The organism is Intrasporangium mesophilum (genome assembly GCF_054783095.1).
On sequence record NZ_BAAGRF010000003.1, the window covers coordinates 421432 to 437028 of the forward strand.

Genomic DNA, 15597 nt, shown 5'->3' on the forward strand with positions numbered 1-15597 from the left:
GGTGTCGTGCCAGGGTCCAAGGTCCCGCTCGCGCGGCCGGGACCTTCGACCCTGTCGGGCCCACTTCCAGCCCGAAATCCTGAGGCATGGTCGACCAGATGCACCAGGGCGACGCAAGCGAGGAAGCTCACCCCGGCACACCCGCCCTCACCGAGGTGCTCGACCAGCACGTCTGCTGGGACCTGCTGCGAAAGTGCCCGTTCGGGCGGCTCGCGGTCGTTGTCGAGGGCGAGCCGGACGTCTTTCCGGTGAACTACGTCGTCGACCACGGGACGATCGTGTTTCGCACCGACAGCGGGAGGAAGCTGTCGGCTGCCGCGGGGCGGCCCGTCGCCTTCGAGGTGGACGGCCACGACCCGACGTATTCCGTCGTGTGGAGTGTCGTCGTGCGCGGAGTCGGTGCCGAGATCCGTGAGATGGACGAGGTGATCGAGGCGATGGAGCTGCCCTTGACGCCGTGGCAGGAGGGCCGCAAGGCGCGCTTCATCAGGATCAGGCCGAGCGCCGTGACCGGCCGCCGTATCCACACCCAAGCCGGTCCGATCCAGCCGGCTCCGTGACCCGCCGGGGCGTGTCCTTCGTGTGACAGGGCCGGACGCGCTCGTGCCCGTCAGATCGTGTATCCGATCGCGAGCCCGGCGCCCGCCGCCGCCACGGACCCGACAAGGGTCGCGGCGGCATACACCAGTCCAGTGTTGCGACCTTCCGCGATCCACAGTCGAACGGTCTCTACGGAGGCTGTGCTGAACGTCGTGTACCCGCCGCAGAACCCGGTGCCGAGAACCGCCCGAACGGTGGCGTCGGTGGAATCCGGCGCTCTCAACGTGAGCAGGCCGGTGAGCAGGCCCAGCAGCAGCGACCCGGTGACGTTGATGAGCATGGTTCCCGACGGGACGCGGAACGGGTTGTGTCGCGCGATGAGGGCGTCGGCGAGGAACCTTGCAACAGCACCGAGTCCGCCGGCGAGCGCGAGCAGGAGCATCACCGGCGGGGCTCCGGTCGAACCCAAGAATGCCGTCCGACGCGACGTGCGACGACGTAGCCCGCGGCAGCCGCTCCGACGCCGAGGACGACGCTACCGACCGCGTACCCAAGACCGATGAAATGCGTTGCAGGCGTGAGCCGTTGGACGGTCTCGACAGCGAAAGTGCTGTAGGTCGTGAATCCGCCCAGCACGCCGGTTCCGAGCGCGAGCCGCGCCCCGCGACGCCAGCCGGAGTCGGGACCGGTCCTGGCGAGAGTCTCGAGCAGGAGCCCGAGCAACAGCGACCCGGAGACGTTGATCGCCAGGGTCACCCACGGGATCCCATCCGGAGCCGCGGGTGCGGCGTTCTCGAGGACAGCGCGACACCAGGTGCCGAGCGTTCCGCCGACGAAGATGAGCGCGATCAGCCCCGGGTGTCGGTGCGGGGTCCGATGCCTGGCTGGCGCGTGCGCCTCCACCTGGTCAGGGTCGGCACCACCGTCGTTCACTCCCACGGCGCCCGTCCCTCCCAGTCGACCACGCTGACGGGAACGACGAGCACCGGCCGGTGCTGCCGGTGCGACAGCTGCATCGACACGGACCCGTTGACGAAGTCGGCGACCCGGTGGTGGCGTCCCACGTGAGTGCCGACGACGAATGCCGCGGCGTCGACCGCGCGTGCCAAGTGAGTCAGGGCGCGGTCGACCCGGCCCGCGAGATACCGGAAGTGCCAGGGGAACTCCTGTCCCGCCATCGACTCAGTGACCATCTGGACCAGCGCGGCCTCCCGCTCGGGCCACAGCTCGTCGTCGATGTCGGGGTCGATGGACAGGTGCCGGACGGTGCCATCCTCGAACTCGACGTCTGGGTAGCGTGAGCCGTCGACGTAGGCGAAGTAGAGCGCTGGCGCTCCGGTCGCGCGTGCCAGGGTGACGGCCGTCAGCGCGACGATCGGTGGCTGGTCGGGCACGACGCCCACCACGAGCGGGTGACCTGCGAAGTCGGTCAGTCGCGAGGGATGCGGCTGCGGTGGCACGCGCTCGTCGCCCATCGGTGAGTCTCCAGACACTCGGTGATGGGCACGGATGCCTGCCCATCGTGCGCGACCACCGCTGGCCGCAGATGAACAGGAACCATCAGCCGGTCGGCGGTTCGGACACCACCGGTGTCCTGGCGGGATCCATCGCCGCGCACCACGATACCGGCGGGCCTGACGTAAGGCATTCGCCAGATGCGCGTGACCGTTCTTACGGCGACCGTCGAAGGTGCCACTGCACCTCGGAAGCCACGGAGGCAGCCATGCGCGCGTCCAACCTGACCCAGCCACACTGCATACGTCGTCTGTCTGCTCGAAGGAGGACTGCCCGCTCGGCCGGTCGAGCGGCAGCGGGCGCTGGAGCCGCTCTCATCGTCTTCGGGGTGTCGGCATGCGCCGCGGCTCCCTCCCCGGGTGGATCGTCAGTCGCACCCTCTTCGTCCACGCGCATGTCACCCACGAGCGCGACGACCGAGTCGGGATCCGGCGTCGAGCGGCTCGACACCAGCGGCCTCCCAGTGAGACTGGTGAAGCCCCTTGCCGTGGTCAAGACCGGATTCGACTTCGTGACAAGGCTTTCGGTGGCCGGTGACAGGGTCTGGGCCTCGGCCGCGGAAGGCCTGGCGGTCATGGACCCGACGACGAACAAGGCGGTCCGCATCAACCGCCTGCCCGCCCAGACCAGCTACGGCCACGGACACGTGCTCGTGACCAACTCGTTCGGCCGGAGTGTCGTTGCTCGCTACGACCCCGCATCCCAGAAGCAGCTCTGGGAGGTCCACGAGGAGGCGCCGTCAGGCGTGGCCATCCAGGGCGACCGTCTCTGGATCTCGAACTACACCAAGGGAACCGTCACGATCGCCGATGCCGCCACGGGCAAGACGGTCGGCACCGTGAAGGTCAGCGCGCCCAGCGGCACCGGTCCGTCCCAGCCGCTGCTCGTCGGGGACAAGGTGTGGGTCCGCGACTACTCGACCCACGAGATCATCGCGATCGACGTCAAGACGCGGGCCGTGGGGCCTCGCGTGAAGGTGCCCGCCTCGATGAAGCTGTGTGTCAAGGCGATGGCGGCCTCGGGCTCGGTCCTCTGGGTGCCGGACTGCACGACCCTGCTCGCGCGGATCGACACCAGGACCGGCACCGCCTCGGTCGTGGACCTCGGGGCGGAGCCGGGGATGCCCCTTGTCACCGACAGGGGGATATGGCTGCCCCTCACGAACCGGTTCGTCCACTTCTCAGGCGCGGCACGTCCGGACCGCGCGGTGGAGGTGTCCGGCGCCGAGTATGTCTTCGAGGCTGCGAGTGGCGGGGGAGCGTTGTGGGCCAACGAGGGTCACGGCACGCTCGCACGGCTTCCATCGCCGGAGCGGTGGTGACCGCTAGCCGCGCGACCTGGAGTCCGGACTCGTCATCAGCCACGTCGCGTCGCCGGCGGCGTCGCTGCTGATGCATCCCGAGGTGTATGCCGCCGGCGTCCTTTCCGGGCCGCAGTGCCGAGCCTTGATGTGGCGTTCGATGAATCCGGTGTCGGCGTGCTCTTGCTCCGAGCGCGGCCCTGTCAGTTCTGGACGGCGGCGAAGGCCAGACAGGCGAGCACGAGAATCACGCTGGTGGCCAAGGCGATCCGGTTCAGGTAGACGTGACGCACGTGCTCCTCCTCGTTGCAGGCGGCCTGTTTCAGACCCAGTCGAAACGTTCGGTGTGGATGCGGTCGGGCGGGACGCCGATGCCGACAAGAGCACTCTCGACGGCGGCCAGCATCGGGGTCGGGCCGCACGCGAAGAACTGGAACCGTGTGAAACCAGGGGGCAGGTGCCGGGCCAGGATGTCGTCGTCGAGGTACCCGGTCTCGCCCGTCCACTCGGGCGGCGGTTCCTCGAGAACGTGCACCACCGTCAGGTTGAGGCGGAAAGTGAGCGCGTCCACGCGGTCGCGGACGATCACGGTGTCCCAGGTGCGGTTGCCCGCGAACAACAGGACTGGCCGGACGTCGCCGCGGTCGGCCAGCGTCTCGAGCATGCTCAGGGCCGGCGCGATCCCGACCCCGCCCGCGATGAGGCAGAAGCCGGCGCCTTCGTACTGGTCGATCGAGAACACGCCATGCGGGCCGTCGACGTAGACCGCGGTCCCGGGTGTCACGGTTGCCACGTTCGCCGTGAAGTCGCCGGCGGCTTTGATGGCGACCTCGATGCTGCCCGGCGTCTCGGCGCTCGAGCAGAAGGAGAACGGGTGCGACGTCACGGCGAACGGCGACCGGCCGACATTGATCCAGGCGAACTGGCCGGGCTCGAACCGCATCCCGGCGTGGCCGTCCGGGCGCAGGGTGAGCACCGTCGTCTGGTCACGTTCCGGCGTGACCCTGTCCACCGTCCAGGGGCGTCGACGTAGCCGCAGCGGACGAAGCACTCGCACCCACACGAGCAGCCCGACGAATGCCCCTGTCATGACCGCCCATAGCGCCCGCTTCCACACGGTGTCGACGTAGTAGTCGACGAGCAGGATGTGGACAAGCGCGGCCACGACGGCGACCACTGCCAGGACGGTGTGCAGGACCTGCCAGACCTCGTAGGACAGCCGGAGCCGACGGCGCCACACGGAGGTGGCGACGAGCACGACGAGAGCGCCCGCCGCGATGGCACCGACAACCACCAGGGCTGGCGTGTTGCTCGGCGTGAACGGGTTTGCCTGGCTCCAGTCGGCGGACAGTGCGACATGGACGAGGACGAAGACCAGGCCCGTGTAGCCGATCTGACGATGAAAGTCGATCACCGCATCGGTGCCGAAGGGCTCCGCGACGGACCGGACCCTGGCCACGAGAGCGAACTCGATCCCCATCAGGGCCAGCCCGACGAAGCCGAGCGCCACGGAGAAGTCGGTCCAGAAGCCCTGTCCGGGCCGGTCGGTGCTCATCAGTGCGAAGACGAGCGGCGCCACACAGATCCCGATGAACACACCCAGCCAGGCGATCCCACGCACGACCGACGTCATGACGACCTCATCTCGGGTCCGGGGGAGCCTGGGTGCACCCGACCCATTGTGCTTGATACGGGCCACTCATCCGGGGTCCGTGGAGCGCATGATCGTGCATGTCGCCGGCCGCGCGGGGGTGTCGTCCTCGACCCCACCTCCCACCCCACCGCCCCGGCAGCCCCAGCCGGGGCGCGGGGTCCGTCTGTGACGGGGCGCTCGCTCGACGCAGATTCGGGCGTTGACCTCGCTCAGGCTGCCGGCTCAGGCTCCTCGGGGAGGCGGCCTCCCGTGACGAGCTCGTCGGCCAGGTCTCGCACCTTGACGTTCTCGTTCTGGGAGATCCGGCGAAGGTAGCTGAACGCCGAGTCGGAATCGAGGTGGTAGCGCTCCATGAGGATGCCGACCGCCTGTCCGATGCGTTGCCGGGTGTGCATGGCCAGCTCCAGATGTTCGGCCTTGTTGGCCAGCATCACGGTCGCGGAGGCATGGGACGCGAAGGTCTCGGCCATGGCAACGGTCTCGGGACGGATGTGTGCCGACCTCGACGCGTAGATGCACAGGGCGCCGATGACGCGGCCCTCCCACGTCAGCCGGATCGCGACGGCCACCGTCATGCCCAGCGCTCGGGCCCGCGGGATGAACTCGACCCACCGGTCGGGTGGTGCCTCACGCATGGCCACCATCTCGTAGGTCGAGCGGGACAGCACATCGATGAGTGGACCTTCGTTCAGGGTCAGCTGGATCTCGCCAAGGTGACGGGCGAGGTCGTCAGAGGCGGCCATGGTGCGTGGCCGGCCGTCATCGTCGACGAGGGCGATGGCGACATGCTCGACGCCCGGGATCGCCTCAGCACTCGTGGCGAGGGCTGTCTCGACAGCCCTGATGCTGTCCGGCCCGCCGAACCGGTGCGGGGGCGCAGGCGGGGAGATGGTGGGCGATGGGTCTGTGGTTCGCAGAACGGACGTCACGGTATGTGGCCTCCTCGGCGGGCGAGCGTTACCCAGCGCTTTGAGCTCGCTCGTCGGTGGCTACCGGCCGGTCCCGCACCGTCAGACCACTGTGCCCTTGACTGAGGCTACACCCGCGGGGTCACGCCAGGCCTGTGCGTGCTGGGCACATCCCCGCCGGTGGCTATGTCGTGGACGTGCCGAACTGCGAGTGCTCCCAGCAGACCTGGTCGAGGACCTGTCGGTCGCGTTCTGACATCGACCAGGCACCGTGCAGATACGCGTCGAACTCCATGAACGAGACCTCCCCGCTGTACGCCAGGAAGGCGAGCCAGAGGTCGTGGACGCCTACCGAGCCCTCACTGACCCAGTCGAGCAGGTCATGGGCCAGTGGTGTGACAGCGGACGCCGGCGCGAGCCGTGCCGGCAAGGCCGGCGGCTGGTTGGTCAGGGGAAAGCCGGCGCGCCGCAGGGCCCGGTGCACCCGGGTCCGGTTCTGCAGGTTGCCGAGGCGCTCCTCGGCGGCTCGAGCGCGCTCGATCGCCTCGGCCAGTCGCTGGTTCGCTCGTGTGACGTGCTCGAACCGGCTGACGACCTTGCCGCCCTCGAGCTCCGCGAGGCGGTTGCGGCACTCGACAGCACGCTCGAACGCGGCGGTTGCGGCTGGACCCAGTGCCCCTGTGCCGCTGGTAAGCGACCCCATCGACCCAGTATGGCCCAGCTGGCCGGTGCACGCAGTGCGTGCCTGCCCACAGCCCGTGCGCGGGACTAGGCTGAGAAGGTCAGCAGAAGCGGTCCGCGGTGGGGCGTGGTGCACTCCGACAAGGAGCATGATGACGATCCAGGATCCGTCCCGCAGCCGGCGCGATGTGGTGGTTGTCGGCGCGTCCGCAGGGGGTGTGGAAGCCCTGCGCGCGCTCGTCGCCAGCTTGCCGCCGGACCTGCCGGCAACGGTCATCGTGGTCCTCCACGTCCCGTCCTACGGGCGCAGCGTGCTGCCACGGATCCTCGAGCGGTCCGGGCCGCTGCCGGCGCGGCATGTCGACGACGCCGCGCAGCTCGTCGAGGGGGAGATTCTGGTGGCCCCGCCCGACCGGCACCTCGTGGTCCTCGACTCCCAGGTTCGCGCCACGCTGGGCCCCCGCGAGAACGGTCATCGCCCGGCCATCGATGTCCTCTTCCGCTCGGCGGCTCGCGCCCTCGCACACCGGGTGATCGGTATCGAGCTGTCCGGGGTGCTCGACGACGGCGCCGCCGGCATGTGGACCATCAAGAACCGCGGAGGAATCGCGATCGTCCAGGATCCCTCCGACTGCCTCTACCCCGAGATGCCCCAGAGTGTCCTGTCGATCCTCGAGCCCGACCATGTGGCGCGTGCCTCGGAGATCGGGAGGCTGCTCAACGACCTGTGCAGGGAGGACTTCGCGGCGCCGGTGGTCGCGCCCCCTTCGGCCTTGCTCAGAGCCGAGACGGACATGGCCCAGTTGGAGGATGCTGCCATGGATTCTGTGGACCGGCCAGGGACTGCCGCTGGATTCTCCTGCCCCGACTGCGGGGGCACCTTGTTCGAGATCGTCGAGGGCGGCGTCACCCGATATCGCTGTCGCGTGGGTCATGCCTGGACGACCAAGGGTCTGCTCGGCGAGCAGTCGGTCCAGCTGGACACGGCTCTCTGGATCGCCCTGCGCACGCTCGAGGAGAAGGCGGCCTTGGCAGCGCAGCTGGCGGAACGGGCAACGGAGCGCGGGAGTGCCCTGACCGCGCGCCGGTTCGAGACGCAGGCATCGGACGCCCTCGATGCAGCCGGCAAGGTCCGGGAGCTGATCGAGTCACGGCCCGACATGACGGTGGAGCTGATCGATGAGTGACACGAACGAGCAGGCGGAAGAGCTGACGGGCAGCCCGGACGAGGGCGACGGCGCGGTGACGCTCGAGTCGGCTGAGGCCGACCAGCTGTCGGCCGACGGCGTCGTGTTCGAGCGGTTGCTGGTGTACCTCCGGGACGTCCGGGGTTTCGACTTCACCGGCTACAAACGCCCCAGCCTCTTCAGGCGCGTTCGACACCGGATGCATGCAGTCGGCTTCGACACGTTCGTCGAGTACCAGGACTACCTCGAGGTCAATCCGGACGAGTTCATCCCGCTGTTCAACACGATCCTCATCAATGTGACGAGCTTCTTCAGGGACCGTGACTCATGGGAGCACCTGAGCAACCGCATCGTCCCGGCCCTGCTGGAGACGGCCGACCGCGAGATCCGAGTGTGGAGCGCGGGTTGCGCCGGTGGCCAGGAGGCATACAGCCTCGCCATGGTGCTGACCGAGGCGATGGGCCTGGAGCAGTTCCGCGAGCGCGTCAAGATCTACGCCACCGACGTCGACGAGGACGCCCTTGCCTATGCCCGGGCGGCCACGTACACCGAGCGCGAGATGCGCAGCGTCCCGGATGAGCTCTGCGAGAAGTACTTCGAGGCGGGTCCCCAAGGGATGGTGTTCCGTCAGGACCTGCGCCGCTCGGTGATCTTCGGGCGCAACGACCTCACCCGTGATGCGCCGATCTCCAGGATCGACCTGCTCACCTGCCGGAACACGTTGATGTACTTCAACGCGGAGACGCAGTCCCGCATCCTGTCCCGGCTCGCCTTCGCCCTGAAGCCGGAGGGCACGCTGCTGCTCGGCAAGGCCGAGATGCTGCTCAACCACACCGACACGTTCATCCCGGTCGACCTCAAGCGGCGCCTGTTCCGTCGGGGCACAGTCCATGCCGTCGACCCCCAGCTCATCGCCCGCCACGCGGCCCCGGTGATGCGGTTCGCCGTGCCCGATGCCTTGCAGAGCCTGCGCAGCGACGCGTTTGCTGCCGCACCGGTGGCGCAGCTGGTCATCGACAGCCATGGCACTCTCGCCATGATCAACGAGTCGGCGAAGGCCCTGACGAAGCTCGCCGACTCGGACATCGGCCGCCGCTTCCTCGACCTCGACCTCTCGTTCCGGCCGGTCGAGCTCCGGTCGCTGCTGCAGGAGACCCGCGAGAGCCGCCAGCCGCGACGCGTGCGTGGGGTTCGCTGGAACAAGGTCGAGGCCGAGCTCTACGTCGACATCGAGCTCGTGCCGCTCGTCGACCTCCGCGAGGGGTATGCCGGCACGCTGCTGACGTTCGCGGACGTGACGCGATACCAGCAGGTGCACCACGAGCTCGAACAGACCACGAAGCAGCTGCAGGCAGCCTCGGAGGAGCTCCAGTCGACCAACGAGGAGCTCGAGACCACGAACGAGGAGCTCCAGTCCACCGTCGAGGAGCTCGAGACGACCAACGAGGAGCTCCAGTCGACCAACGAGGAGCTCGAGACGATGAACGAGGAGCTCCAGTCGATGAACGACGAGCTCCAGGGAGCCAACGAGGAGCTGCGCGACCGAAGCGGTGAGCTGAGCCAGCTCAACGACTTCATGGAGTCGATCCTCAGCAGCATGAAGTCGGCCGTCATCGTCCTCGACCGGGAGTTCACGGTTCAGACGTGGAACAAGAACGCCCACGAGCTCTGGGGCGTCCGTGCCGACGAGGCCGTCGGCTCGCATCTGCTCAGCCTGGACTTCGGCCTTCCGATGGATGCTCTGAAGCCGATGCTTCGATCGGTCCTCAACGACTCGGACCAGGCCCAGCACCTCACTATCGACGCGATCAACCGTCGCGGGCGACCGGTGGGCCTCAGCATCACCGTGGCGCCGCTCCTGTCACGCGGCACGTCGACCGGCGTGCTCCTCGTGATGGACGCCGAGCCCAGAGACTGACGGCGCGTCCAGGAGGCTCGAGCTAGTCCTCCTCGGCGGCGAGGCTGCGGTCCCGATGGGCGGCCTCGCGGTCATCCCGGGCCGCCCGGCGGTGCGCCTCGGCCTCCGCGAGCAGGACTGTGGAGTCCGGCTCGGTCGCCCGGATCGCTTGTGCCTCCTTGGCGGCCGCCGCCCGATCGTGCGCGATGGCCGCCCGGTCGTGCGCGAGGCCCGAGCGCATGTGGGCGGACTTCGCCCTCCACAGCGAGAGCGCGGCCGAGAGGGTCGCCTCACGGACATCGTCATCGGTCGAGCCTGCGCCGGACAGCAGTCGCTCACGCCGCTCGGCTAGCTGTCGCGCCCGTTCACCGGCGGCCTCGGCTGCCGCGCGGGCCGCCTGATCCACTCACCCAGTCTAGTGTTCCGCGCTGGCCGACAGCCCGGCTACCGAATGTCGCCCGGGCCTGGCCGGGCGACGCCGCCGAGCATCCGGGCAGACCCCACGGACAGCGGCCAGACGTAGCTCCTCGAGCCCAGCCTGCTTCGGAACAGGTCGAGCCCGCCCTGGGAGGCAAGCCAGTGGTTGGTCAGGTAAGGGAGTCAGGGCGCCACGGAGCGCCGCGACTGGTCGACGAGGCGCCCGCGGTCGACGGTGGCGTCGGCCGGACTGACGTCCAGGACCACGCCTGAGCGTGGCATGGTGGGCAGTCGCCGCCAGGACCACCCGAGGTCCTGGCCGTTGGACGGGCTGATGTCCAGCAGGGCAAGCCGCGATGCCGTGAGGGAGAGCAACCCTACGGTGACGAGCTCGCCGGGGCAGCGATGACCGCTCTCGGGGCGGCCACCCCCTTGTGGGACGTCATGGTCGCTCCACTCTGCCCCAGTGCCGAGGAACCTCGTCGGGTCGAAGGTGTGCGGCTGCGCCCATGAGGCGTGGTCGCGGTTGGTCCCCACGACGTCGAGCAGCACCCGGCGTCGCGCAGGGACGGCGACACCGGCATACGTCGTGGGCCGTGATGTCACGGCCGCAAGCATGGGCACGAACGGGGCGAGGCGGCGAACCTCCTGTGCGAACGCCGTGGCGAGCGGCCCGGAGAGGGTGTCGCCGCGCTCCCCGACCTCGTCGCGCAGGCGGTCCCGCCAGTCCGGGTGCTGCAGCAGCTCGACCGCGGCGAACGATGCGAGCCTCGCGACCGCGACCGCCGGTCGCAGGATGTTGAGCAGCTCGATTCCGGCAGTGTGAGCGTCCAGCAGGTGGCCGTGCTCGTCGGTCTGGTTGGCGACGCGCTCGAGAACGGAGCTCGGCGGGGGAGTGCGCGTGCCGTCTCGGACCTCGGTGACCAGCCGCGTGGCCCACCTGTCGCACACGATGCGTTGCCGGTATGCCGTGGCGTACGCGAGGCCAGGAGTGCCGAAGCCGTCGACGATGCGCGCCATGCCGATGGCTCGGCGCAGCTCGGCCTGGGGGCGCTCCTCGATCCCGGCCCAACCGATGACTGCTCTGCCGTATGCCGCCACCGCGGTGTCGTAGACGCAGCCCCGGCCCGAGGCCTGCCAGGCGTCCAGTGCCTGCGCGAGCAGCAGGTCGGCTCGCCGGAGCAGCACGTCGACGCGCCGCTGGACCATGAGCAGGTCGAGAGTCCGGTCCGTGCGCATGGTCATCGGCCCTCGGCGGACTCCTCGTCCGTCGCAAACAGGTCGAAAAGACGCTCCATCTCGCGGTGGTCGTTCATGACGAGGTCGACGACATCGGGCACGGCGTGCTCCCGTCCATTACGTGGTTGCGCCTCACCTACCCGATGCCGGTCATCGGAAACGGGATCGATCGTCAGCGACCCGCGCGTGGGTCGGCGGCATTCGGGGTAGGTGCAGGACTGAACGCCTTGTCCCGACCGAGGAGGGACCATGTCCACACACCACACCGGGTCCGCACCTGACCACAGGGACGGCCCGACATGATCCAGGCCATTGGCCCGAGCTGGCTCGACCCGGCCACGCTCCTGACGCGCTTCGGAGGCGCGTTCATCTGGGTCAGTGCGGCGTTCGTGTTCATCGAATGCGGACTGCTCTTCCCGTTCCTGCCGGGTGACTCCCTCCTGTTCGCTGTCGGCCTCTTCATCGCGGGGAACAAGCTGCACCTGTCGCTGCTCGTCGCGATCGTGCTGCTCTTCGTGGCGGCCATCCTGGGCAACGCCGCGGGGTACGAGATCGGGCGTGCTGCCGGGCCGGCGCTCTACCGCCGGTCGGGAAAGGTCCTGAAGGCCGAGCATCTGGAGCGGTCACACAGCTTCTTCGAGCGGCACGGCAGCAAGGCGCTCGTCCTCGGACGCTTCGTCCCGATCGTCCGTACGTTCGTCACCGTCGTCGCGGGGGTGAGCCGCATGGACCGCCGGCGCTTCCTGGCGTGGTCGGCGGTGGGGGCCGCGCTCTGGGTGACGGTCCTGACGTTGCTCGGGTACTTCCTCGGGCAGAGCTTCCCGGTGCTTCAGGACCGCATCGACATCGTCGTCATCGGCCTCGTGGCCTTGTCCCTCGTTCCCGTAGCGGTCGAGTGGTGGCGTCACCGCCGGGCGCGCAGCAGCGGTCACTGAGGCCAGGCCGGCCCGGGTATCGGATCCGGCCCCGGCCCGGGCGGAAGCGGCTCCGGAACCGGGTCTGGCCCCGGCACCGGTAACGGGTCCGGCACCGGATCCGGACCTGGCCCTGGCATCGGATTCGGCCCCGGCCCCGGCTCTGGTGGTCCGACGGGACGCTCGGGAATCGGCGGGATGGTCTGCCGCGGCGGGAGTGTGCGGGTGTGGACGGGCGTGACGCTCATGCGGTCCGCCTACCCCGTGCGTATGCCGATCAACCCCGTTCGCGGATCGGGCTGCTTGGTTCACCGATGCCGGGGAGAACGCCGGAGCGCCCGGCCGAGCAGGAGAGCGCCGCCCGCCAGCGCGCCCAGAGCCCCGGTCACGCCCAGGGCGCCGTGGTGCTGCGACGCCCACACCTGGGCGGAGCGCGACTCTGCTCGGTCGTCGAACCGCCCGTCCGTCCCGAAGTCCTGGCCGGAGTCGGCCGGCTCGAAGATGTTCTCGGGCGAGTCCGGGTCGCGTGGCTCTGACGTCTGCTGTGAGTCATAGCCCGTTCGCGCCAGGTAGCGGTCGAGCAGCCCGGGCGCCACAGCGTTGGCGATCAGGCTCGCAGCCGTGCTGCCGCCCACCCAGTACTCCCGTCGACGCGGGTGGTCGGCGGCATACACGATGGCTCGACCGGCGACCTCCGGCTGGTAGATCGGCGGCACCGGCTGCGGACGGCGGGGCAGGCGGGAACGCACCCAGGTGAACTGCGGGGTGTTGACGGCCGGAAGCTGGACCATCGTGACGCGCACGGGGCTCCGGTCGTGCAGCAGCTCGCACCGCAGCGCCTCGTGGAAGCCCTGGATAGCGTGCTTCGAGCCGCAGTAGGCCGACTGCAGCGGGATCCCGCGGTAGGCGAGCGCGGACCCGACGTGCACGATGGTGCCGCTGCCGCGTTCCTTCATCCCGGGCAGGACGGCCATCGTCGCGAAGACGTACCCGAGGTAGCTGACCTCGGTGACGCGACGGAACTCGTCCGGCTTGATCTGGTCGAAGGGCGCGAAGACCGAGGTGAAGGCGACGTTCACCCACACGTCGATCGGGCCAAGGACGTCCTCGATGCGCGCGACCGCGTCCCGGACCTGTGCGTCGTCGGCCATGTCGGCGGGCACGGCCAGCGTGGTTCCCCCGGCCGCCTCGACCTCGCGCGCGGCCTCGTCCAGTCCGGCCTCTCCGCGGGCGACGAGTGCGACGCGGTCGCCACGGCGACCGAACTCGACCGCGGCTGCGCGGCCGACCCCGCCGGACGCACCCGTGACGGCGACGACACGTGGACGGCGCTCGCCCGACCGGGCACTGTCTGTTGGCTGCATGGGCATACCTCCTTTCCCGATCGGGTACCCGGCCGGCGCTCGGAACAAACGCCGAGGCCGGTCGGCCCCGCGTGTGCAGAGTCGTCAGGGCGGGTAGGCACCTGGTGTGAGCCGATCGACCCGCGAGCCAACCGGACATCGCATCGACGCCTCGGTGCATGTCCTGCGGGAGTACTCCCTCGTCGCAGACGGCCGGCGTGGCGCCGTGATCGGACCCCGCGGCGACATCGCGTGGCTGTGTGTGCCCGACTGGGACTCGGAGCCGGTGTTCTCCACCCTCATCGCGGGCGAGGGGACCTATGCCGTGACTCCGACGGACACCCCGTTCGTCTGGGGCGGCTACTACGACGCGAACACGCTCATCTGGAACGACCGCTGGACCACCACCCACCAGTTCGTCGAATGCCGAGAGGCGCTGGCGTACCCGGGCGACGAGCACCGCACGGTCGTCCTGCGACGCGTACGCGCCGTCGACGGGGCGGCCCAGGTCAGCGTCACCCTCGACGCCCGGGCCGGCTTCGGCCAAGCCGTCGCGTCCGACGTCCACGTCGACGACCGGGGCACCTGGACCGCGCGCGTCGGACCCATCCGCATGCGCTGGAGCGGGGCCGGGCAGGGAGTCCGGCTGGACAATGACGGAGCCCTCCACACCATCGTGGACGTGCCCGATGGCGGGCACCACGATCTCGTCCTGGAGCTGTCCGACCAGCCGCTGCCGCGAAACCTGCCCGATCCCCGCATGCTGTGGGAGCAGACCGAGAGGGCTTGGCGCGCAGCGGTTCCCGAGATCACCGGCACCATGGCGGACGGCGACGCCAGCCATGCGTATGCCGTGCTGCGCGGTCTGACCACGCCGGGGGCCGGGATGGTCGCAGCCGCGACGATGTCCCTGCCGGAGCGCGCCGAAGCCGGGCGCAACTACGACTACCGCTACGCGTGGATCCGCGACCAGGCGTATGCCGGGGTGGGCGTGGCAAGCCTCGGACCGCACCCGCTGCTCGACGACGCGACGCATTTCATCACCGAACGGCTGCTCAGCGACGGCGCGAAGCTGGCCCCTGCCTACACCGTCCGCGGCGGGCCGATCCCGGACGAGCAACGGATCGACCTGCCCGGATACCCCGGCGGCGCTGACATCGTCGGCAACAAGGTGGGCCACCAGCTCCAGCTCGACGCCTTCGGAGAGTCACTGATCCTGCTCGCTGCGGCTGCACAGCATGACCACCTCGAGCGGGACGGATGGGCCGCAGTCGAGGTCGCGGCCCGGGCCGTCGCCGACCGCTGGCCCGAGGCGGACGCCGGCATCTGGGAGCTCGACGACCACCGTTGGGCGCATTCGAGACTGAGCTGCGTCGCCGGGCTCCGCGCCGTCGCACGCCATGCGCCGCGCCAGCAGAGTGCGACCTGGAGCGCGCTCGCGGACCGGATCCTCACGTCCGTGCGGGCAGACTGCACGCACTCCTCGGGGCGCTGGCAGCGCGCCCCCGACGACGCCCGCGTCGACGCCGCCCTGCTCTTGCCGGCGGTCCGTGGGGCCGTGCCCTTGTCCGACCCACGCAGCGAGGCGACCCTTATGGCAGTCCTCGACGAGCTCGCCGACGACTACTACCTGTACCGGTTCCGTCAGGACGACGGGCCTCTTGCCGATGCCGAGGGCGCCTTCCTGCTGTGCGGGTTCATCGCCGCCCTCGCCGAGCACCAGCAGGGCCGGATGGTCGAGGCGGCGCGCTGGTTCGAGCGCAACCGCGCCTCGTGCGGCCCACCCGGCCTGCTGGCCGAGGAGTACGACGTCGTCCAGCGCCAGATCCGAGGCAACCTCCCGCAGGCGTTCGTGCACGCGCTGCTGCTGGAGTCCGCAGTGGTCCTGGCCGCGGATCCACCGGCATAGCCGCCCCCAGCTGGACGCTCCTATGGTTCGTCAAGGCGTGGTGGGTGCGTGTTCGAGTTGGCGGTATAGGTCTCTGGCGATGTAGCGCTTGAG

General features: G+C 69.6%; 15 protein-coding genes and 1 riboswitch. Of the genes, 6 read left to right on the forward strand and 9 right to left on the reverse strand.

Annotated elements, in window-relative coordinates; all coding sequences use genetic code 11:
- Nucleotides 1–86 precede the first annotated feature (86 nt).
- Nucleotides 87–560 carry a pyridoxamine 5'-phosphate oxidase family protein gene (locus tag ACYVLP_RS03355; protein WP_460625906.1) on the forward strand — a complete coding sequence of 158 codons (474 nt, stop codon included), beginning with the start codon at nucleotides 87–89 and terminating at the stop codon, nucleotides 558–560.
- A 50-nt stretch (nucleotides 561–610) separates the two neighbouring features.
- On the opposite strand, the gene ACYVLP_RS03360 is transcribed toward ACYVLP_RS03355, so the two are convergent.
- The 3 genes from ACYVLP_RS03360 to ACYVLP_RS03370 are packed head-to-tail and all read right to left on the reverse strand — an operon-like array spanning nucleotide 611 to nucleotide 2015.
- Nucleotides 611–982 carry a fluoride efflux transporter FluC gene (locus ACYVLP_RS03360; RefSeq protein ID WP_460625934.1) on the reverse strand — a complete coding sequence of 124 codons (372 nt, stop codon included), beginning with the start codon at nucleotides 980–982 and terminating at the stop codon, nucleotides 611–613.
- Entirely contained in the window at nucleotides 982–1479 is a 498-nt protein-coding gene (locus ACYVLP_RS03365; protein ID WP_460625907.1) for a fluoride efflux transporter FluC, read from the reverse strand. The genes ACYVLP_RS03360 and ACYVLP_RS03365 overlap by 1 nt, the downstream gene beginning before the upstream one ends.
- On the reverse strand, nucleotides 1470–2015 hold the full coding sequence (locus ACYVLP_RS03370; protein ID WP_452271509.1) for a universal stress protein: 546 nt from the start codon (nucleotides 2013–2015) through the stop codon (nucleotides 1470–1472). The genes ACYVLP_RS03365 and ACYVLP_RS03370 overlap by 10 nt, the downstream gene beginning before the upstream one ends.
- Nucleotides 2016–2084: 69 nt before the next feature.
- Nucleotides 2085–2161: riboswitch (Fluoride riboswitch) on the reverse strand.
- Between the two features lie 288 nt (nucleotides 2162–2449).
- On the opposite strand from ACYVLP_RS03370, the gene ACYVLP_RS03375 reads away from it, so the two are divergent.
- Nucleotides 2450–3376, forward strand: a complete 927-nt coding sequence (locus tag ACYVLP_RS03375) for a YncE family protein (protein ID WP_460625908.1) — start codon at nucleotides 2450–2452, stop codon at nucleotides 3374–3376.
- Nucleotides 3377–3677: 301 nt separating this feature from the next.
- On the opposite strand, the gene ACYVLP_RS03380 is transcribed toward ACYVLP_RS03375, so the two are convergent.
- The 3 genes from ACYVLP_RS03380 to ACYVLP_RS03390 all read right to left on the reverse strand — a co-directional run bounded on the left by ACYVLP_RS03380 (nucleotide 3678) and on the right by ACYVLP_RS03390 (nucleotide 6620).
- A complete protein-coding gene (locus ACYVLP_RS03380) occupies nucleotides 3678–4988 on the reverse strand; it encodes a ferredoxin reductase family protein (protein ID WP_460625909.1) in 1311 nt (436 codons plus the stop codon).
- Between the two features lie 230 nt (nucleotides 4989–5218).
- Nucleotides 5219–5938 carry a GAF and ANTAR domain-containing protein gene (locus ACYVLP_RS03385; RefSeq protein ID WP_460625910.1) on the reverse strand — a complete coding sequence of 240 codons (720 nt, stop codon included), beginning with the start codon at nucleotides 5936–5938 and terminating at the stop codon, nucleotides 5219–5221.
- Between the two features lie 163 nt (nucleotides 5939–6101).
- Complete coding sequence (locus tag ACYVLP_RS03390; protein ID WP_460625911.1) at nucleotides 6102–6620, reverse strand: hypothetical protein; 519 nt, start codon at nucleotides 6618–6620, stop codon at nucleotides 6102–6104.
- A 130-nt stretch (nucleotides 6621–6750) separates the two neighbouring features.
- Between ACYVLP_RS03390 and ACYVLP_RS03395 the strand changes: the two genes are divergently transcribed.
- Together ACYVLP_RS03395 and ACYVLP_RS03400 are read left to right on the forward strand one after the other, a co-directional pair.
- On the forward strand, nucleotides 6751–7785 hold the full coding sequence (locus ACYVLP_RS03395) for a chemotaxis protein CheB (protein WP_460625912.1): 1035 nt from the start codon (nucleotides 6751–6753) through the stop codon (nucleotides 7783–7785).
- Nucleotides 7778–9703 carry a CheR family methyltransferase gene (locus tag ACYVLP_RS03400; protein ID WP_460625913.1) on the forward strand — a complete coding sequence of 642 codons (1926 nt, stop codon included), beginning with the start codon at nucleotides 7778–7780 and terminating at the stop codon, nucleotides 9701–9703. Before ACYVLP_RS03395 ends, ACYVLP_RS03400 begins: the two co-directional genes overlap by 8 nt.
- A gap of 22 nt (nucleotides 9704–9725) precedes the next feature.
- Here ACYVLP_RS03400 and ACYVLP_RS03405 read toward each other — a convergent pair whose 3' ends face one another.
- Both ACYVLP_RS03405 and ACYVLP_RS03410 read right to left on the reverse strand, forming a co-directional pair.
- Nucleotides 9726–10088 (reverse strand): hypothetical protein, encoded by a 363-nt coding sequence (locus tag ACYVLP_RS03405; RefSeq protein ID WP_460625914.1) that lies wholly within the window; start codon nucleotides 10086–10088, stop codon nucleotides 9726–9728.
- A 194-nt stretch (nucleotides 10089–10282) separates the two neighbouring features.
- Nucleotides 10283–11344, reverse strand: coding sequence for a cytochrome P450 (locus ACYVLP_RS03410; protein WP_460625915.1), 1062 nt, complete (start codon nucleotides 11342–11344; stop codon nucleotides 10283–10285).
- 293 nt (nucleotides 11345–11637) lie between these two features.
- Here ACYVLP_RS03410 and ACYVLP_RS03415 point away from each other — a divergent pair, with 293 nt between their 5' ends.
- A complete protein-coding gene (locus tag ACYVLP_RS03415; protein ID WP_460625916.1) occupies nucleotides 11638–12273 on the forward strand; it encodes a DedA family protein in 636 nt (211 codons plus the stop codon).
- 287 nt (nucleotides 12274–12560) lie between these two features.
- On the opposite strand, the gene ACYVLP_RS03420 is transcribed toward ACYVLP_RS03415, so the two are convergent.
- Nucleotides 12561–13616: an SDR family oxidoreductase gene (locus ACYVLP_RS03420; protein ID WP_460625917.1), complete on the reverse strand. Its 1056-nt coding sequence runs from the start codon at nucleotides 13614–13616 to the stop codon at nucleotides 12561–12563.
- Between the two features lie 106 nt (nucleotides 13617–13722).
- Here ACYVLP_RS03420 and ACYVLP_RS03425 point away from each other — a divergent pair, with 106 nt between their 5' ends.
- Nucleotides 13723–15504: a glycoside hydrolase family 15 protein gene (locus tag ACYVLP_RS03425; protein ID WP_460625918.1), complete on the forward strand. Its 1782-nt coding sequence runs from the start codon at nucleotides 13723–13725 to the stop codon at nucleotides 15502–15504.
- The last annotated feature ends 93 nt before the right edge of the window (nucleotides 15505–15597 follow it).